We start from the raw sequence: 18,684 nt of genomic DNA on the forward strand, positions 1-18,684 counted from the left end.
TATGACAGGATATGCATTCCGCGCCGTTGGATTAGCCCTCGGCGCTTTTATATACACCGTCGGCCTGGATATTTTTCTGGTGCCCAACCACGTTATCGACGGCGGCGTCGTCGGCCTGGCCCTGATGGCTGCCGAGCTGACCGGCGTCAGCTTCAGCGTGTTTATCGTCGCGCTGAACATTCCCTTTTTTATCATCGGCTATAAGAAAATCGGCGTCGTATTTACGATACAATCCTTATTTTCCGTACTCTGCCTGTCCGGGTGGAGCAAGTTCATTCACCATACGCCGGTGACGACGGACCCCTTTCTGTCGACGATTTACGGCGGCATCATCATCGGCCTCGGCGTAGGCCTGATTATTCGCTGGGGCGGCTCCCTCGACGGTACGGAAATACTGGCGATTATTGCCGATAAAAAAACGCCCTTTTCCGTAGGCGAAATCATCATGTTCTTCAATCTGTTCATCTTAGGAAGCTCGGGCTTCGTCTTTTCCTGGGACAGCGCCATGTACTCCCTGGTAGCCTATTTCATCGCTTATAAGATGATCGATATCGTGACGAACGGCCTCGACGAAATGAAGGGGCTGCTCATCGTGACGTCGCGGTACGACGAAATGGCCCGCTGTATGACCCAGGATATGGGCCGCGCCGTGACGCTGCTCAACGGCGAAGGGGCTTACAAGAGGGAAACGACGAAGATATTGTACTGCGTCGTGTCGCGTCTGGAAATAACGAAGGTGAAGGACGCCGTCCGCAAGATCGACCCCAATTCCTTCGTATCTATTTTTGATATCAGCGAAGCCCACGGCGGCCTGTTCAAACGGCGGACACCCCATCATTAAGGGCGGCGCCGGTATATCAATCTGACATAACAAAGAAATAGTTATGCAAAACGATTGTGATATGGAATAACTCATTGTATACTAATAATTGACAGATGCGTTAAATTTGCTATTATAGTAGCTGATGTTTGTTTTTTGTAAACAAAAGTAATCAGAGACATGAAGTTTTGTCTTTAGGAGGGTATACAATGGCACAATTGAATTTTAACATTGAAGACGTATGCGGTACGTTGTCGGAAAATAAAGACGGCTGGCGCAAGGAGCTGACTTATATCAGCTGGAACAACCGCGCGCCGAAATTCGACCTTCGCTCGTGGGACCCGGACTACCAGGCCATGACGAAAGGCATTACGCTGACGAAGGAAGAATTGGAAAAACTGCGCGACGTTTTGAACGAATTGGATTTTGATAAATACTAAAAAGGAGTGAAGAGTATGCTTTCGACAGTTCCATTATATGAATGCTGAGAAAGCATACTTTTTGTTTTTGCTTGCAAATCTTCAGGAAACATTATATAATCTCTAGTTGTATGTACTATTAGTACTTGGTCATAAATTGCTTAAAGGTGATGAAATGGTTCGTATAGCAAGAGATAAGCGGCATGCCCTGCTGCGCAAGCGAATAGAAGAAGACCCCTTCGTGAACGACGAAGAACTGGCGGAGGAATTTTCCGTCAGCGTAGCTACTATCCGCTTGGACCGCATGGCGTTGGGGATTCCGGAAATGCGCATCCGCATCAAGCAGAAGGCGGAAGCGGCCCAGCCCCGGCAGAAGAATGCAGGCTTTGTAGGCGAACTCGTGGAATGCACCGTTGGACAGAGCGCGATTTCCATTATGACAGCGACGGAAGATATGGTCGATGAAGCGCATATCGTGCGCTCCCAATGCTTGTATGCTCAGGCCAATTCGCTGGCCCAGGCCGTGTTGCACCTGCCTGTGGCCATTACGGCCGTAGCTAATATCAAATACAAACAGCCTGTTACTGTAGGCGACAAGCTCGTCGCCGTAGCAGAAGTGATTCGCCGCCGCGATCAGAAATACTATGTATGGGTGAAAATACGGAAAAATGCGAAGGAAGTATTTCGCACAAAGTTTATCATAGAATCTTTGGAATGATGGAGCGTAAGTATGAAAATAGCTGTAGACGCTATGGGCGGCGATTATGCACCGGAAGAAGTGGTGCTGGGCGCGATTGAGGCTGTCAAATCGTATAGCCTGGACGTCGTCTTAGTAGGGGATACTAATAAAATAAAAGAAGTATTAAACCGGTACGGCGCGAAGGACAATTCGCATTTGTCCATCGTTCACGCCAGCCAGGTCATCGATATGGGAGAACATCCGGCTCAGGCAATCCGCAAAAAGAAGGACGCGTCGATTGTCGTGGCGACACAGCTGGTAAAGGACGGCGCCTGCGACGCCGTCGTAGCTCCCGGCAGTACAGGAGCCGCCGTTACGGCAGCTCTCCTGGGATTGGGCCGCATTAAGGGCATTGAACGGCCCTGCATTGCGACGCCGATTCCTTCGAAGAAGGGCATTACCGTCCTTCTCGATTCGGGCGCAAACGCCAACAGCAAGCCGAAGCACTTGGTGGAAGGAGCCATTATGGGCTCGCACTATGCGAAATACATTTTGGGCGTAGACAAGCCCACCGTCGGCCTGCTGAATATCGGCGAGGAAGCGTCGAAGGGGAACGAGTTGGCCCAGGCGACGTATCCGCTGCTGGAAAAACTGAAGACCATTTCCTTTTACGGCAACGTAGAAGGCCGTGATATTCCGAAAGGGACTGTCGATGTCGTCGTCTGCGACGGCTTCGTAGGCAACGTCATTTTGAAATTTGGCGAAGGCATGGCCATGTTTATCATCCGCTTGGTGAAGGATACGATCAAGAGCAGCGGATTTATTGCTAAATTAGGAGCTCTGGCCGTATATCCGGCCCTCCGAACCTTAAAAAAACGTCTTGATTTCACAGAGTACGGCGGTGCGCCTCTTCTCGGCGTAGACGGAAGCTTTATTATCTGCCATGGAAGCTCTAAAGCCAAGGCGATCAAAAACGCCATCCGCGTAGCGGGAGAATTGGCGCAGCAGGACGTAGTAGGCCATATTCGCAAAAGTATAGAGGAAGAAGAGGTAGAACAGTATGATAGTGAAAACTAATCCGGCCGGCATATTGGGGACAGGCCATTACGTTCCCGATAGAGTCGTGACGAATGCCGATTTAGAAAAAATCGTAGACACGTCAGACGAATGGATTCGGGAGCGGACGGGCATCCGCGAACGGCACTTTGCGCCGGAAGGCGTCAACACGTCCGATATGTGTACTATCGCCGCCAGGCAGGCCATGGAAATGGCCGGCATCACGGCGGAACAGCTGGATATGATTATCGTTTGCACGCTGACGCCGGATATGACGATTCCGTCGACGGCCTGCATCGTGCAGAAGAACCTCGGCGCCGTCAACGCCGCCGTTTTCGACTTATACGCCGCCTGCTCGGGCTTTGCCTACGGAGCGATTACGGCGTCCCAGTACATTGAAAGCGGCATGTGCAAGTACATCCTGGTCATCGGCGCGGAAATCCTCAGCCGTTTTATGGATATGACGGACCGCAACACCTGCGTATTGTTCGGCGACGGAGCTGGTGCAGCCGTATTAGGGCCTGTAGAACAGGGCTACGGCATTTTAGGTGCCGACATGGGGGCCGACGGCAACGGCGGCCAGTACCTGAATATCCCGTCCAGCGGCGTCGCTATCCTGCCGACGGACGAAGCGCGGGAAAAGCACCTGACGTATATCAAGATGGACGGCAAGGAAGTGTACAAGTTTGCCGTCAAGGTCATGGGAAAGACGGCGGAAAAGGCCTTGGAACGGGCTGGCTTGTCTCATGAAGACATCGACCTTCTCGTGCCTCATCAGGCCAATATCCGCATTATTACGTCAGCGGCCAAACGGCTTCACCTGCCGATGGAAAAGGTGTTTGTCAACATAGATAAATATGCCAATACGTCAGGAGCATCCATTCCCATCGCCCTTGACGAAGCGAACCGCCAGGGACTCATGAAACACGGCGACATCGTCGTGCTGGCAGGGTTCGGCGCCGGTCTTACGTGGGCCGGATTGGCAATGAAATGGTATGCGAAATAAGGACGACGAGGTGATAGTATGAAAAAAGCATTTGTATTCCCCGGACAGGGCGCGCAGAAAGTCGGCATGGTCAAGGATTTGTACGAATCGTACGCCGTCGTGCGGGAGCTTTTTGAAGAAGCCGACGACGCATTAGGATTTTCTTTGACGAAGCTGTGCTTTGAAGGCCCTGATGAAGAATTGATGAAGACTTATAATACACAGCCGGCGATCCTGACGGCCAGCACTGCCTGCTGCCGCGTATTGGAACAGGAAGGCGTGACGCCGGACATCGCCGCAGGCCACAGCTTGGGCGAATATTCGGCTCTCGTAGCGGCCGGCGCCCTTTCCTTTGCCGACGCCGTGCGGACTGTACGGCTCCGCGGCCAGTTCATGCAGGAAGCCGTGCCCCTGGGAGAAGGAAGCATGGCGGCTATCATGGGCTTAGCTGAAGATAAGATTAAGGACATTTGCGCCCATATTTCCGAACAGGGCGGCGTAGTACAGGCCGTTAACTTCAACTGCCCCGGCCAGATCGTCATCGCCGGCAGCACGAAGGCCGTCGAAACGGCTGTAGACGAATTGAAAGCAGCCGGAGCGAAGCGGGCAGTCCTCCTCCACGTCAGTGCGCCTTTCCACAGCACGCTCATGGAGCCGGCGGCGAAACGTTTGGCAGAAGTGCTCGACACGATTACGATTTCCGACGCCAAGATTCCCGTCGTCGCCAACGTAAACGGCCAGATCGAAACGGCTGCGGCCGATATTAAGGCTTCCCTGGTCAAGCAGGCGGCCAGCCCCGTGCTCTGGATCGACTGCACGAAGACCATGCAGGCCTTCGGCGCCGAAGCCTTCGTAGAAGTCGGCCCCGGCAAGACGCTCTGCGGCTTTAACCGCAAGATCGACCGGGCGATTCACAGCGAAAACGTAGAAGATATACCTTCCTTACAGAAAACACTTGAATTTTTCCAGGGGGTTAGATAAAATGCTCTTAACAGATAAAACTGCCGTCGTTACGGGTGGTTCCCGCGGTATCGGCCGGGCTATTGCCGTCTCCCTCGCCGCCGAAGGCGCAAAGGTAGCCGTTATATACGCCGGCAATGCGGCAGCAGCTGAAGAAACGCTGTCCCTCATCAAAGAACAAGGCGGCGAAGCCGTCGCAATGCAGTGCGACGTCGCCGACGACGCGGCCGTTTCCGATATGATAAACGCCGTAAAGGAACAGTTCGGCTCCGTCGACATCTTGGTCAACAACGCCGGCATTACCCGCGACGGCCTCCTCATGCGCATGAAGGAAGGCGACTGGCAGGCCGTGCTGGATACGAACCTGACGGGCGTGTTCCATTGCACGAAGGCCGTAACGAAGCTGATGATGAAGCAGCGCAGCGGCGCAATCATCAATATTACGTCCGTCGTCGGACAGACGGGCAACGCCGGCCAGGCAAACTACGCAGCGGCGAAAGCCGGCATGATCGGCTTTACGAAATCCGTAGCCAAGGAACTGGCTTCGCGGGGCATCCGCGTCAACGCCGTAGCTCCGGGCTGCATCGATACGGACATGACGGCGGTATTGAGCGACGCCGTAAAAGAAGACATGCTCAAATCGATTCCCTTGGGCCGCGTCGCCCAGCCGGAAGAAGTGGCGAAGGCCGTCGTGTTCCTCGCCTCTGACAACGCAAGCTATATTACCGGCCAGGTCTTAAACGTAGACGGCGGCATGGTAATGTAAGACATATATTCCACTGAAAGGGGGTGAATTGGAAATGAGCGAAGAAGCTACTTTTGAAAAAGTAAAGAGCATCGTTGTTGAACAGCTCGGCGTTGACGAAAAAGAAGTCAAAATGGACGCTGCTTACATCGATGATTTGGGCGCTGATTCCTTGGATATCGTTGAATTGATCATGGCTTTCGAAGAAGAATTCAACATCGAAATCCCTGATGATGTTGCGGAAAAAATCAAAACTGTCAAAGATACAGTTGATTACATCGAAAAGGAAAAGAAAGCGTAAGTACGCAATAGGGCCGGATGGGGAAGCCATGGCGCTTCCCCTGACGGTGTCTTGATTGGAGGAAAACAGAGTGAAGCTGCCAGAATTAAGAATAGGTAAGCTCGTAGCAAAGGTGCCAATCGTCCAGGGCGGCATGGCAATTCGATTGTCCACAGCCCGATTGGCCGCAGCAGTAGCCAACGAAGGCGGTATTGGCCTTATTGCGGCTTCTGGCATGCCCTTTGATGAATTAAGGTATGAAATACGCTTAGCCAGAAAACTGGCTCCAACTGGAATCATAGGCATAAACGTAATGGTCGCGGCCCGCGAATTCAAAGGGATCGTGACCACTGCAATTGAAGAAGGAATAGACCTGGTTGTAGCAGGAGCAGGCTTTTCCCGGGATATGTTCGCCTGGGGAAAAGACAGCGGCACGCCTATTGTGCCCATCGTATCTTCTGCTAAACTAGCTAAAATATCCCAAACCCTGGGTGCTGCTGCCGTCGTCGTAGAGGGGGCAGAAGCAGGCGGGCATCTGGGAACCAACCGCTCGAGCCGGCTCATCGTGCCGGAAGTGCGGAAAGCTGTCGACATTCCCGTCATCGGCGCAGGCGGCGTTCTTCACGGTGAAGACATTGCCGAAATGCTGCGTTTGGGCGCCGACGGCGTTCAGATGGGAAGCCGGTTTGCCGCCAGCGTGGAATCCAACGGCGCTGACGAATTGAAAAAGGTATATCTGCGGGCCAATAGCCCTGAAGATTTTATATTGGTGCATAGTCCAGTCGGCCTTCCGGGGCAGGCAATCCGGACGCCCTTTTCCGAACGAATTCTTCTCGGTACGGCGCCGGCGCCGGATCACTGCGATCAGTGTCTGAAAAAATGCAGCCATAAGTACTGCATTATCCGCGCCCTCACGAGAGCGCAGCAGGGCGACGTCGAAACGGGCTTGGTGTTCTCCGGCAGGAGAATGCAGGAAATCCATGACATTCTGCCGGTAAAAGACATATTTGCATATCTTAAACGTGAAATGGATGAAATTCCCGATTGATTCACGGTTTGATTTTTGATGATGAGGTGAAAATATTGGAAAAACGTGTAGTGATTACAGGCGTCGGCGTCATTTCCCCCGTAGGCATGGGTAAGGATGAATTTTGGAACGCGCTGCTCAGCGGCAAAAATGGAATCGGTCCTATCACTCATTTTGACGCGACTGAATACGGCGCGCGCATTGCCGGCGAAGTCAAAGATTTTGATCCTGCTGCCTTCGGCATTGATAAGAAGGAAGCTCGCCACATGGACCCGTCTACGCAGTACGCCGTAGCGGCCGCCAAATTGGCTCTCGAAGATTCTAAGATGAATTTGGATGAAGAAGACCGCGACCGCATCGGTACGATCGTCGGCACGGGCATCGGCGGCATGGAAACTCTCCATAACCTGTATAAGGGCTTGTTTGCCAAGGGACCGTCCCGCGTCAATCCCTTTGTCGTACCGAAGATGATCGCCAACATGGCGTCCGGCCAGGTTTCCATTACCTTCGGCCTGAAGGGCCATTGCGCCAGCGTCGTAACGGCCTGCGCGACAGGCGCTAACTCCATCGGCGACGCCTTCCGCATGATTCAGCGCGGCGAACTGGACGCAGCCGTAGCCGGCGGTACGGAAGCTGCCGTATCTCCCGGCGCTGTAGCGGGCTTTGCCGCGATGAAGGCTCTGAGCACGCGCAACGACGATCCGGCTCATGCATCCCGTCCCTTTGACAAAGACCGCGACGGCTTCGTCATGGGCGAAGGCGCAGGCATTGTCGTACTGGAAGAATTAGAACACGCTAAGAAGCGCGGCGCCCACATTTACTGCGAAATCAGCGGTTATGGCAGCAACGCCGACGCATATCACATTACGGCTCCCGGTCCGGACGGCATCCAGCAGTCCAAGTGCATAGAATTGGCTATTAAGGACGCCGGTCTCCTGCCGAACGACGTCGACTACGTCAACGCTCACGGCACGTCGACACATTTGAACGACTTGAACGAAACGAAAGCCGTTTCCCGCGTATTCGGCGATCACGCCAAAGCCCTCCTCATGAGCTCGACGAAGTCCATGACGGGTCATCTCCTCGGCGCAGCCGGCGCCGTCGAAGCCATCGTCTGCGCTTTGACGATTGAAACGGGCAAGGTACATCCGACGATTAACTTGGCGGAAGTCGACGACGAACTGAAAGAATTCGGCTTGAATTACGTGCCGAACGAAGCCGTAGACGCCGACGTCAACGTAGCGATTTCCAACTCCTTCGGGTTCGGCGGCCACAACGCAACGCTGCTGTTTAGAAAATACGTCGACTAAGCGTTGGCAAGCGGAATACAAAATAGATTAGAGAAGATCATGTGAATGGATACAGGTAGAAAAAAGCAGTTAGAAAAATTCATTGACGTTTTAGGACTTTCCTCTTTTCATAATCTGTTGATTTTGGACCAGGCTCTGACACACTCATCCTATGCCAATGAAAATAAGGCAAAACACGGTTATTACAATGAACGGCTGGAATTTTTGGGAGATGCGATTCTCGACTTGGTAGTCGGCGAATATCTTTTCCTGCAATATCCCCACATGCCGGAAGGCGAATTATCGAAAGCGCGGGCCAGCGTCGTCAGCGAAGCGCCGCTGGCTGCCGTATGCGCTACCTTCAACATGGGGGACTACATTCTTCTGGGAAAAGGAGAATTGGCGTCAGGCGGCCGCAAGCGGGCCAGCATACTGGCAGACGCATTTGAAGCCGTCGTCGGCGCGATTTACATTGATTCGTCTTATGAAGAAGCGCGCAAATTTATTCTGCATCAGTTAAAAGATTATTTATCCCTCGTTGCCAGCGGCGATTACGGAAAAGATTACAAGACGCTGTTCCAGGAATTCGTCCAGCGCGACGGCGAGCAGAAAATCACATACGCCCTGTGCCGGGAAGAAGGCCCCGACCACGACAAGACCTTTTACATGGAGGTCATCGTAGCCGGCAAGGTTCTCGGCGAAGGCTCCGGCAAGACCAAAAAGGATGCGGAACAGCATGCCGCTCACGAAGCTCTGAAACGATTACATGCAATATAAAAGGATGCGGCTCAGCCCATCCTTTTTTTATTTGAGGTATTATGGTGAAAACATCGATTATTCCTATTTTTATTCCTCATATCGGCTGTCCGTACCGCTGCGTATTCTGCAACCAGTGGCGCATTACAGGGCGGCGCGGCGTGCCCGACGGCAATGCCGTGGCCCGGACGATCAAAGAATACGTGACAAGCGCGGCTGAAAAACGACATTGGGAGGTCGCCTTTTACGGCGGCAGCTTTACGGCTATTCCGATGGCCTTGCAGGAAGAGCTGCTGGCGCCGGCTTATGAAGCGCTGCAGCAGGGCCGTATACAGGCGATTCGCTGTTCGACGCGGCCCGACTGCATTGACGAAGAAATATTGAGCCGTTTAAAACGGTACGGTCTGTCGACTGTCGAATTAGGCGTTCAATCTATGGATGACGCCGTATTGGCCAGGGCCAAGCGGGGTCATACGGCTCAGGACGTCGTAACGGCGACGGCGCTGCTGCGGGAGCACGGATTTACTGTCGGCCATCAGCTCATGCCGGGCCTTCCCGGAGAAGATTGGAACAGCCTGCAGGACACGACGGCGGCGATTTGCCGCTTACAGCCCGATATAGCCCGCATCTATCCTGTCGTCGTCATTGCCGATACGGAGCTGGCCGATATGTACCGGCAGGGGGACTATACGCCCTTGTCCGTTCACGAAGGGGTTTTGCGGGCTGCTTATATGAAGCAGGCCTTTGTCGAAGCGGGCATCCAGTGCATCCGCACGGGCCTGCAGGCGACGGAAGACCTGGACGACCCGGCTCAGGTATTAGCCGGGGCCTATGCGCCGGCTATGGGTGAAATGGTCGATACGCGGCGGTATAGAATATTGCTGTTTCGCCTGTTGGACGAGGCGGTCCGGCAGGATTCCGTTGTCGTTTCCTATAACCGTCGTGATACGTCCCGCGTGCGGGGGTACGGCGGCAGCACCGTAAAACAGGCAAAGATGTGCTATGCAGTGCCTATCCAGTGGAAAGAAGACGCAGCGTTGCCTGAAGGAACGATAGGCGTGACGTGCCGAAATGCCGCATGGCAGATAGACGTCAATACAGGAACTATATATACGAAATAACGAAACAATCCGTCGCTGTATAAGGCGACGGATTGTTTTGTCTGTGGAGAAGATAGAATATATTTAGTTTTTAGGCATGGGAATGAGATTGACTTTTTGAATTAATGCCTGGCCTTCGGCGGAATATATGAAGTCAAAGAAGCTTTGTACCTCTGGCGACTGGTTGGCAATCGCGCCCTTCGTTGCCATGACCATGGCTTTGCTTAAGGGATAGGAGCCGTTTTGTATATTTTCCTTTGTCGGAGCTATGCCGTCGACGATGATATGGGTTACAGAATTGTCGGCCAGTGCCATAGAACAATATCCGACAGCTCCGTTCGTTTCGGCTACGCGGGCCAGAACGGGGCCGGAACCGGATAATTCATTAGAGTACCGGCAAATTCCTTCGAGCTTCAGCATTTCTTCAAAAGGCGCTCTCGTGCCGGAGCCGGCTTCTTGGCCGATAACGATGACCGGCATATCAGGGCCGCCGAGGTCTTTCCAGTTTGTAATTTCGCCGGTAAAGAGACTGCGTATTTGTTCGGACGTAAGGGCTGTGACGCCGGTTACGTTGCGATTAATGATGATGTCGATGCCGTCTTTGGCGACGATATTTTCTACGATGCCCTGATTTTTTTCTTGCTGTGTCAGATTGCGCGACGACGTGCCGATGTCGGCGTTTCCGGCGAGAAGGGCTTCAATACCGGCAGTCGAGCCGACGTATTCGTTGGATACGGAGATGCCCTGTTCCTTTTCCATATACGATTCGGAAACAAGGGAGCAGAGCGGTTCCATCGAGGTGCTGCCTACGACTTGAATATGACCAGATAAGGTTTTTTCAGTGCCTCCGCAACCAGATAAGCTGAAGATGAGGAGAGCGCAGCAGAAGAGGGGAAGCAGTTTTCGTATCATGATGAGATCCTTTCGTTGAATACAATGTATTTATAAAGACGCCATAGCGATAGCGGCGATATCTTTGCTGTAAACGTATTGTTCCGGTGACGCTTCGGGGTGGATGGCGACGAGGGGGATGCTGCACTCGTACAGCGAGCCGTGGGTGCGCGATTTTGTCGTGTGAAGCCGTATGCCGTCGATTTCTCCAAAGGCGCAGTCCGGGGCGGCAAAGAGGACGTAGTCGCCGATGTCTTCGGCAGGAAGCTGATAGGTAGCTGCCGCGTCGCGGGCCGTCATGACCCTTTCGATTTCCGGCGTTTGTTCTGCCAGCGCGAGGAAGGCTTTGGTTTCTTCTTTGTCCTTTAAAAATACATAGACAATGCCGCCTTCTTGGTATATGTGATTTTCAATATAGCGATCTTTAAGGGGCGGCAGGCAGTACAGATGGAGGCCGGCGTCGTCGGCGAGGCGCTGGGCGTTGAGAATTGTTGTCTTTTGATTCATGCCGTGATCCGCCGTAACGTAAATTTGCCGGCCCGGTTCGAGTTCGTGAATACGGCGAATGTATTCGTCTACATAGGCAATCTGTTGCTTCGCTTCTTTTGTGTCGGGCGCGAAATGATGGAATATATAGTCGTTATTCGTACAATACATGAAATCAGGAGAATACGTTTGAATGCAGGACAAGGCGGCTTCTAAAATCCATTTCGTACTTTCGGCCGCATCGATGGGCGGGGGAGCGGTGAGGCCGAGGGCTTTCATCAAGCCAGCGTCAGGCGTCTGCGCGCTCAGTCCGTACGTTGCGCCGTCTCCGTATACGCCGAGAACTTTCCCTTTTACGGCAAATAAGGCCGTCGTCTTGCCGACGTCCCGGTAAGCCTGCAAGATGGTTTTCGCCTTCATAAAGCCTCGTTCTTCAATAAACCCTTCTTCCCCTATTTCGGGGCGATAGTAATAATTGCCTACGACGTGCGTATCGGCAGGCGTGCGCCCGGAAAGAATACAGGCGTGGTTGACGTTCGTCACCGAAGGCATTTGACTCTGCACGATTTTGACAAAGCCTGTTTCGGCAGCTAAGGCGTACAGCGCCGGCGCTGTTTCAGGCGTCAAATACTCCGGTGCGCAGCCGTCGATTACGAGAATCATCATTTTGTGAGACATAGGTATACTCCTTTGCAATGTCGTTGTCAAATTGCAAGACCGTTACTTGCAGTTCTAGCGTATCACAGACTGCGAGAATTTGAAAATATGAAAAATATGATATTATAATAAGTAAATACTTATCGTAAAGGAGATTTGCCATGACGATTCGAAATTTGGAGATATTTGCTGCTGTATGCGAATATATGAGCATGAGCAAAGCCGCTGGAAGTCTGATGATTTCCCAATCTTCCGTCAGCCAGGCAGTAAGCGCTTTGGAAAAGGAATGCGGCGTCGTTTTATTTGAACGTTTGAATCATAAGCTGTACTTGACCGATGCCGGGCACATACTACTGTATCAGGCTCAGCAAGTGCTGCAGTGTATGGAACAGCTTGAAAAGGCTGTCGGTGACGGCGCGCTTTGCCATACGCTGCGATTAGGCGCGTCGACGACTATCGGAGATTGTTTGATATATCCGCTGACGCAGAAGTTCGCAGCCGAGCGAGACGTAGTTTTCGACGTAGAAATCAACAACAGCAAAGCCTTGGAGAAAAAGCTTCTTACTGCCAAGTTGGATGCGTCCATTCTCCAAGCCGCTACATTGTCGCCATATTTAGCGTATGTTCCGCTGCTTCGCGACGACATGACGATTATTTGCCGGCCCGACCATGAAAAAGCGGGGACGACGTCCTCCCTTAGTGATTTGGCAGAAGAAAGTTTCGTCGTGCGGGAAAAAGGCAGCGGTACGGAAATCATATTGGAACAGACCTTTGCCGATTACAATCTCCATCTGAAAAAACGTTGGCGCTGCAATAATCCGGGGTCGGTCAAGCAAGCCGTCATGCATGGCGTTGGAATCGCCTTGGTATCGAAGTATTTGGTGCAGTCGGAGCTAAGCCAAGGGATTCTTGGCGAAATTCATATGGCAGAACGCCTGTTTACCCGTGATTTTGTCTTGGCATACCATCAGGATAAACGGCAAGATGCCTGCTTTGCCGCCTTTGTTGCCTTTTGCAAGAACTTGGGCCATGACGGCGTATCGCGTCTTATATTAAACAATATATAGCATATCTTTACAAAAAGATTACATAAATTGTACAGAAATGAGATAGACGGCAAGAAAACATTTCCTGTATAGTGAGGGACAGAATTTGTCGGGACGTGGTCCCAGAAGGCAATGCTTGAATATTTATTCAAAAATAGAAAAGGAGTGGTCCATTATGGAAAGCCTGTCCCGCCCTGCCCAGGGCATTCCTGCGCGCCGAAATATTTCCGAACGGGCTGCAGCCTGTATCGTTACGGCCTGCGGATTTTTTGCTGTCTTAGTCGTCTGTTCCATAGCGGCTTACATGGTCGCGAGCGGCATACCGGCGCTGTACGATATTGGCATTGCAGACGTCTTGTTTGGTACGGCGTGGGAGCCGAAAGGACATCCGGCTCAATTTGGTATTTTTTATGTTATTTTAACGTCCCTTATCGGGACCGGAGCGGCCGTTTTACTGGCCGTGCCTGTCGGCGTGCTGACGGCCGTATTCATCTCGGAAATGGCCTCTTCGCGGCTGGCGGAAGCGATACGCAACGCCGTCGGCGTGCTGGCGGCTATTCCATCAGTCATATTCGGCCTCATGGGACTGATGGTGCTCAACCCGCTGATGTACGAATTGGAACAATATATATTCCGTGGGCAGCCAGATCATCAGTTTACAGGCGGAGCCAATTTGCTGTCAGCCATACTGGTATTGGCTATCATGATTTTGCCGACGGTCATCAATATAAGCGAAGTATCCTTGCGCAGCGTGCCGCAGGACATACGCAACGTGTCGCGAGCTTTGGGGGCTACGGAAATCCAGACGATTTTTCATGTGCTGCTGCCGGCGGCTAAGTCGGGCATCATTACGGCCGTCGTTTTGGGTACCGGCCGGGCAATTGGCGAAGCCATGGCTATCAGCCTCGTGTCGGGCAGCGCTGTGCACGCGCCGTTGCCGTTTAATTCTGTCCGTTTCCTGACGACGGCTATTGTATCGGAAATGGGCTATGCATCGGGACTGCACCGCGAAGTCTTGTTTACGATCGGCTTGGTACTATTTATATTTATCATGACAATCAACGTCGTGCTGACTAAAGTGCTGAAAAGAGGGGAATAAGATGAACGGGAGCATATACGAACGCCGCCGTCCGGCGACGGAATATCTTTTAACGGGCTGTATTTATTTGTCGGCTCTCTTTTGTTTATGTCTTCTGGCCGGTATGGCGGCTTATATTTTTGCAAAGGGAAGCACGATGATTTCTTGGACCTTTTTGACGACGGCGACAAGCGCAGCTAAAGGTACGACGGGAATACTGGGCAATATGATCAATACGGTCTACGTCATCATTTGTACCTTGCTGATCGCGATGCCGCTGGGTGTCGGCGCGGCAATATATATCAATGAATACGCGAAGCGGGGAAAGGTCGTAGAGATTATTGAGTTTACGACGGAAACGCTGGCCGGTATTCCCTCTATCATTTTCGGTATGTTTGGGCTCCTCTTTTTCGGCATGACCTTGGGGCTTCGCTATTCAATTTTGACGGGTTCCCTGACCCTGACGCTCATGCTGCTGCCTCTCATTACGCGGACGACGCAGGAAGCGCTGAAAGCTGTGCCGGAGGCGTATCGCATGGGCGCGTTGGGTTTAGGCGCGTCTAAATGGTACATGATACGGACGATTATCCTGCCTAGCGCCATGCCGGGGATTGTCACGGGCTTGGTACTAGCGCTGGGACGCATTGCCGGCGAGTCGGCGGCGCTGCTGTTTACAGCCGGAAGCGGGTATTTCCTGCCTAAGGATATAGTAGAAAAAATTTTCCAGCCTGGCGGGACGCTGACCATACAAATGTATATTTTTATGCAAAATGCTGAATACGATAAAGCTTTCGGCATTGCCGTCGTCTTGCTAGTTTTAGTATTAGTGCTGAATTTGGCGGCGAACCGGATAATACGCCGATTCCGTCCGGAAGCGTAAGGAGGCGATGAACATGGAACGATGCCCGGCTATGCAGACCGACTGTGTAAACTTATATTATGGACAAAAGCAAGCCCTGTTCGACGTGACGATGCCCGTCTATGCTCATGCGATTACGGCGCTGATTGGCCCGTCGGGATGTGGTAAGTCGACGTTTTTGCGGACGCTGAACCGCATGAACGACTATATTAAAGGCGCGCGCGTCGAAGGCTCCGTTCGACTGGACGGAGAAGAGGTATACGATTCTGCTGTCAGCCTGACGGCGTTGCGGAAAAAGGTCGGCATGGTTTTTCAGCAGCCCATTGCCTTATCCAAAAGCGTATACGATAATATCGCTTACGGGCCAAGAATCCACGGCGTGCGGGATAAGACGGCACTGGATACTATCGTGCGGAACTGCTTGAAGCTGGCGGCCATGGGCGAGGAAGTCGGCAGTCGGCTACATACGGCTGGGCCGAGCTTGTCCGGCGGGCAGCGGCAGCGCCTGGCAATAGCCAGAGCCTTGGCCGTTGAGCCGGACGTGTTGCTTCTTGACGAACCGACATCAGCGCTGGACCCGATTTCCACCATGAAAATTGAAAACGTGCTTCTTTCGCTAAAGAAACAGTACACTATCGTCATTGTGACGCACAATATGGAACAGGCCAAGCGTATTTCCGACTATACAGGCTTTTTCCTCAACGGCAGGCTCGTCGAATTTGATGAAACGGCGCGGCTTTTCGCCAATCCGACGCAAGAAGAAACGAAGCGGTATATTACGGGACAATTTGGCTGACAGGCAGAAAAAAATAGGGCGGTGGCCGCTTGCGAGCGTGCCGCCGCCCTATTTGGGCTTGCGCAGTAGCAGTATATGATATTAAATAAATGTTTCCGGCTCAGCACGGCGGGCGTACGTTTCTTCTAAATCTTTCTTATGGAACAAATACGTTTCGTCGTCGTAGTAGCGCGCGCCGACGGGGCAGGCCTTGACGCAGGCGCAGCATTTGACGCAGAACGTCGTGTACGTATGGCAGTCCGGCGCAATGGAACCGAGGGGACAGACGCTGACGCAGACGCCGCAGTTGGTGCAGGCGTCGCTGACCTTCGGGAAGACCTTGGTAATGGTCTTATGGGAGCCGTCGGCCTTCTGCGGCACCATATACGGCCGATAGGGGACGTTGCCCTTGACCGGCACGGGCGTGCGGTATCTGTCGTTGGAAATCGTGCTGGCTACGACCTGGGCGAAGCTGCGGGCCTTGTTGAGGTCCTGGCTGTCGGGACGGCCCTGGCCGAGAGTGCGGGAGAAGGAATGCTCGCCGATGAACGCGCCGCCGGCGACGGTGTGAATGTGAGCTTTTTCCATGATATCGCGGAGCTCGATGAGGGCGTCGTCGTAGTTGCGGTTGCCGTATACGACGATGGGAAGGCCCATGGAGCCGTTTCCTTCTGTCTGCGCCAGGTATTTCAGCATGAAGTTGGGCACGCGGCCGGCGTAGACCGGCATGCCGAGGATGACCAATGAGCCTTCAGGAAATACAAGTGGTTCCGTTCGTTCGCCCGGTAAGGTGAAGCTGCGGCTTTCGTGGGGAATGCCCAGCGTGCGGCTCAGCTCCTGGGCAATGGTTTCGCAGACGGTTTTCGTCGTGTTCGTCGGGCTGAAATAGGCGGTAATAATACGTGCGCATGTTGTCATAATAAAACCCCTTTCGCTGTAAGTATGGATAATGGCAGTTGGAATAACACCCCTGTCGACGCCATGATTGTATAGTATAAGTGTACCACATTATGAGAATAAATACAGCCGTATACTGGCAGGAGAATGACTTTTTTAGATTGCCGCCGAAGAAATTTTTCTGATTTTCTTGGTAAAATATGGTATAATAAAAAGTAATTGCAATTATAATTATATGCTAAACTGCATACGCACAGGCTTGAAACAAGCCGATAGTACATAGAGATTACTAAACGGAGGATAGTGATATGGCTAGAGTAAAAATAACGGAAACGGTACTGCGGGACGGTCATCAGTCCATCGCGGCGACGCGCATGCGCCTGAGCCAGATGCAGCCCGTATTGGAAGCGATGGACGAAGTAGGGTACGGCGCCTTGGAATGCTGGGGCGGCGCGACCTTCGACACGTGCATGCGCTTTTTGGACGAAGACCCGTGGGAACGGCTGCGGACGATTAAAAAATACGTCAAAAAAACGCCCCTGCAAATGCTGCTCCGCGGCCAAAACATCTTAGGATACCGCCATTACGCCGACGACGTCGTGTATGAATTCGTCAACAGAGCCGTAGACAACGGCATTGACATCATCCGCGTCTTCGACGCTCTCAACGATTCCCGCAACATGGAATCGGCTATCCGTGCTGCGAAGGACACGAAGTCCGTCCACGTTCAGGGCGCTATCGTCTATACGATCAGCCCGATTCACACTATGGAATCCTTTACGAAGGGCGCTTTGGAGCTGCAGCGTATGGGCGTCGACTCCCTGTGTATCAAGGACATGTCGGGTCTGTTGTCCCCCTATGACGCGTACAATCTTGTGCGCATGCTGAAAAAGCACCTGTCCATACCGATTGAGCTGCACACGCACTGCACCTGCGGCTTCGGTGAAATGACCTATATGAAGGCTATCGAAGCCGGCGTAGATATTATCGACACGGCCTTGTCGCCCTTTGGCGAAGTGACGAGCCAACCGCCGACAGAGTCGGTCGTCATGTCCCTGAAGAACACGATTTACGATACGGGCATCGACGTCGAACGGCTCTGGCCTCTGACAGAGCACTTCAAGCAGGTCCGCAAGGAGCTGGCCGACGAATTCAACTTGACCATGCCCAGCCAGATCAATCCGGCTGTCCGCAAGTACCAGATTCCCGGCGGCATGCTGACGAACCTGTACAACCAGCTCAAAGGGCAGGGCGCGGAAGACCGCTTTGACGAAGTGCTGGCGGAAATGCCGAACGTGCGCCGCGATTTGGGCTATCCGCCCCTCGTTACGCCGACGAGCCAGATTACCGGCTCGGCCGCCGCGCTCAACGTCCTGTACGGCCGCTATAAAATCGTGACCAACGAAGTGCGGGACATCGTCCGCGGCAAGTATGGCCGCGTTCCCGGTGAAATCACGGAAGAATTCCGCAAGATGTGCATCGGCGACGAACCGGTTATTACGCATCGTCCGGCTGACGATTTAGAACCAGAATTGGAAAAAGCCAAGCAGGCCCTGGCCGACGAAGGCTTCCCCGACGCCGCGCCGGAAGACGTCTTAGGCTACGCCATCTTCCCGGAAGTAGCCCTGCCGTTTTTCAAAAAACGCCGCGACATGCAGAAACGCAGTGCCGCGACGCAGGGATAATTACATATGCTATGGGAAACACCTGACGAGTCGATTGTCAGGTGTTTTTATCTTCTGCGCTGAAAAGCTTATTGTCCAGTATAATCTTCGGTACGTCTCTTTTCTCATGTACATGGAAGAGAAACAGTTTCTTTCCCTTTGTCCGACTCCGTTGTCCTTTTAGCATAGACGGCATTACATTTTCCTATATTTTT

At 52.7% G+C, this 18,684-nt stretch carries 20 protein-coding genes; 17 read left to right on the forward strand and 3 right to left on the reverse strand.

Annotated elements, in window-relative coordinates; genetic code table 11:
- Position 1: 1 nt before the first annotated feature.
- The 12 genes from DKB62_RS09090 to DKB62_RS09145 all read left to right on the forward strand — a co-directional run bounded on the left by DKB62_RS09090 (position 2) and on the right by DKB62_RS09145 (position 10,137).
- Positions 2 to 841 carry a YitT family protein gene (locus DKB62_RS09090; RefSeq protein ID WP_107195648.1) on the forward strand — a complete coding sequence of 280 codons (840 nt, stop codon included), beginning with the start codon at positions 2 to 4 and terminating at the stop codon, positions 839 to 841.
- 188 nt (positions 842 to 1,029) lie between these two features.
- Positions 1,030 to 1,260, forward strand: coding sequence for a YdbC family protein (locus tag DKB62_RS09095; protein ID WP_087477712.1), 231 nt, complete (start codon positions 1,030 to 1,032; stop codon positions 1,258 to 1,260).
- Between the two features lie 154 nt (positions 1,261 to 1,414).
- The gene (gene fapR / locus DKB62_RS09100; protein ID WP_087477713.1) at positions 1,415 to 1,957 is read left to right on the forward strand and encodes a transcription factor FapR; all 543 of its coding nucleotides are present in this window, start codon (positions 1,415 to 1,417) and stop codon (positions 1,955 to 1,957) included.
- 12 nt (positions 1,958 to 1,969) lie between these two features.
- Positions 1,970 to 2,995 (forward strand): phosphate acyltransferase PlsX, encoded by a 1,026-nt coding sequence (gene plsX, locus DKB62_RS09105; RefSeq protein ID WP_107195649.1) that lies wholly within the window; start codon positions 1,970 to 1,972, stop codon positions 2,993 to 2,995.
- Positions 2,979 to 3,980 carry a beta-ketoacyl-ACP synthase III gene (locus tag DKB62_RS09110; RefSeq protein WP_107195650.1) on the forward strand — a complete coding sequence of 334 codons (1,002 nt, stop codon included), beginning with the start codon at positions 2,979 to 2,981 and terminating at the stop codon, positions 3,978 to 3,980. Before plsX ends, DKB62_RS09110 begins: the two co-directional genes overlap by 17 nt.
- Positions 3,981 to 3,998: 18 nt before the next feature.
- Positions 3,999 to 4,940 carry an ACP S-malonyltransferase gene (fabD, locus tag DKB62_RS09115; RefSeq protein ID WP_107195651.1) on the forward strand — a complete coding sequence of 314 codons (942 nt, stop codon included), beginning with the start codon at positions 3,999 to 4,001 and terminating at the stop codon, positions 4,938 to 4,940.
- Between the two features lies 1 nt (position 4,941).
- On the forward strand, positions 4,942 to 5,685 hold the full coding sequence (gene fabG / locus DKB62_RS09120) for a 3-oxoacyl-[acyl-carrier-protein] reductase (RefSeq protein ID WP_087477717.1): 744 nt from the start codon (positions 4,942 to 4,944) through the stop codon (positions 5,683 to 5,685).
- A gap of 34 nt (positions 5,686 to 5,719) precedes the next feature.
- Positions 5,720 to 5,965 carry an acyl carrier protein gene (locus DKB62_RS09125; RefSeq protein ID WP_059076793.1) on the forward strand — a complete coding sequence of 82 codons (246 nt, stop codon included), beginning with the start codon at positions 5,720 to 5,722 and terminating at the stop codon, positions 5,963 to 5,965.
- A 70-nt stretch (positions 5,966 to 6,035) separates the two neighbouring features.
- Positions 6,036 to 6,992 carry an NAD(P)H-dependent flavin oxidoreductase gene (locus DKB62_RS09130; protein WP_198643463.1) on the forward strand — a complete coding sequence of 319 codons (957 nt, stop codon included), beginning with the start codon at positions 6,036 to 6,038 and terminating at the stop codon, positions 6,990 to 6,992.
- A 35-nt stretch (positions 6,993 to 7,027) separates the two neighbouring features.
- Positions 7,028 to 8,281 (forward strand): beta-ketoacyl-ACP synthase II, encoded by a 1,254-nt coding sequence (gene fabF, locus DKB62_RS09135; protein ID WP_107195652.1) that lies wholly within the window; start codon positions 7,028 to 7,030, stop codon positions 8,279 to 8,281.
- A 45-nt stretch (positions 8,282 to 8,326) separates the two neighbouring features.
- Positions 8,327 to 9,037, forward strand: a complete 711-nt coding sequence (rnc, locus tag DKB62_RS09140) for a ribonuclease III (protein WP_107195653.1) — start codon at positions 8,327 to 8,329, stop codon at positions 9,035 to 9,037.
- 41 nt (positions 9,038 to 9,078) lie between these two features.
- Complete coding sequence (locus DKB62_RS09145) at positions 9,079 to 10,137, forward strand: elongator complex protein 3 (protein WP_232818757.1); 1,059 nt, start codon at positions 9,079 to 9,081, stop codon at positions 10,135 to 10,137.
- Between the two features lie 63 nt (positions 10,138 to 10,200).
- Here the strand turns inward: DKB62_RS09145 and DKB62_RS09150 are convergent, their stop codons facing one another.
- Positions 10,201 to 11,028, reverse strand: coding sequence for a phosphate ABC transporter substrate-binding protein (locus tag DKB62_RS09150; protein WP_107195654.1), 828 nt, complete (start codon positions 11,026 to 11,028; stop codon positions 10,201 to 10,203).
- A 30-nt stretch (positions 11,029 to 11,058) separates the two neighbouring features.
- On the reverse strand, positions 11,059 to 12,171 hold the full coding sequence (locus DKB62_RS09155; protein WP_107195655.1) for an alkaline phosphatase family protein: 1,113 nt from the start codon (positions 12,169 to 12,171) through the stop codon (positions 11,059 to 11,061).
- A 140-nt stretch (positions 12,172 to 12,311) separates the two neighbouring features.
- Here DKB62_RS09155 and DKB62_RS09160 point away from each other — a divergent pair, with 140 nt between their 5' ends.
- From DKB62_RS09160 to pstB, 4 genes are all read left to right on the forward strand, one after another.
- On the forward strand, positions 12,312 to 13,217 hold the full coding sequence (locus DKB62_RS09160) for a LysR family transcriptional regulator (protein ID WP_107195656.1): 906 nt from the start codon (positions 12,312 to 12,314) through the stop codon (positions 13,215 to 13,217).
- 154 nt (positions 13,218 to 13,371) lie between these two features.
- Complete coding sequence (gene pstC, locus DKB62_RS09165; protein ID WP_107195657.1) at positions 13,372 to 14,295, forward strand: phosphate ABC transporter permease subunit PstC; 924 nt, start codon at positions 13,372 to 13,374, stop codon at positions 14,293 to 14,295.
- Position 14,296: 1 nt separating this feature from the next.
- A complete protein-coding gene (gene pstA / locus DKB62_RS09170) occupies positions 14,297 to 15,154 on the forward strand; it encodes a phosphate ABC transporter permease PstA (RefSeq protein WP_107195658.1) in 858 nt (285 codons plus the stop codon).
- A gap of 13 nt (positions 15,155 to 15,167) precedes the next feature.
- Positions 15,168 to 15,929, forward strand: coding sequence for a phosphate ABC transporter ATP-binding protein PstB (gene pstB / locus DKB62_RS09175; RefSeq protein WP_107195659.1), 762 nt, complete (start codon positions 15,168 to 15,170; stop codon positions 15,927 to 15,929).
- An 81-nt stretch (positions 15,930 to 16,010) separates the two neighbouring features.
- Here the strand turns inward: pstB and DKB62_RS09180 are convergent, their stop codons facing one another.
- Positions 16,011 to 16,826 (reverse strand): EFR1 family ferrodoxin, encoded by an 816-nt coding sequence (locus tag DKB62_RS09180; RefSeq protein ID WP_107195660.1) that lies wholly within the window; start codon positions 16,824 to 16,826, stop codon positions 16,011 to 16,013.
- A gap of 287 nt (positions 16,827 to 17,113) precedes the next feature.
- Between DKB62_RS09180 and DKB62_RS09185 the strand changes: the two genes are divergently transcribed.
- On the forward strand, positions 17,114 to 18,490 hold the full coding sequence (locus DKB62_RS09185) for a pyruvate carboxylase subunit B (protein WP_107195661.1): 1,377 nt from the start codon (positions 17,114 to 17,116) through the stop codon (positions 18,488 to 18,490).
- The last annotated feature ends 194 nt before the right edge of the window (positions 18,491 to 18,684 follow it).

The sequence above is a fragment of the Megasphaera stantonii genome, from assembly GCF_003367905.1.
GTDB lineage: Bacteria > Bacillota > Negativicutes > Veillonellales > Megasphaeraceae > Megasphaera > Megasphaera stantonii.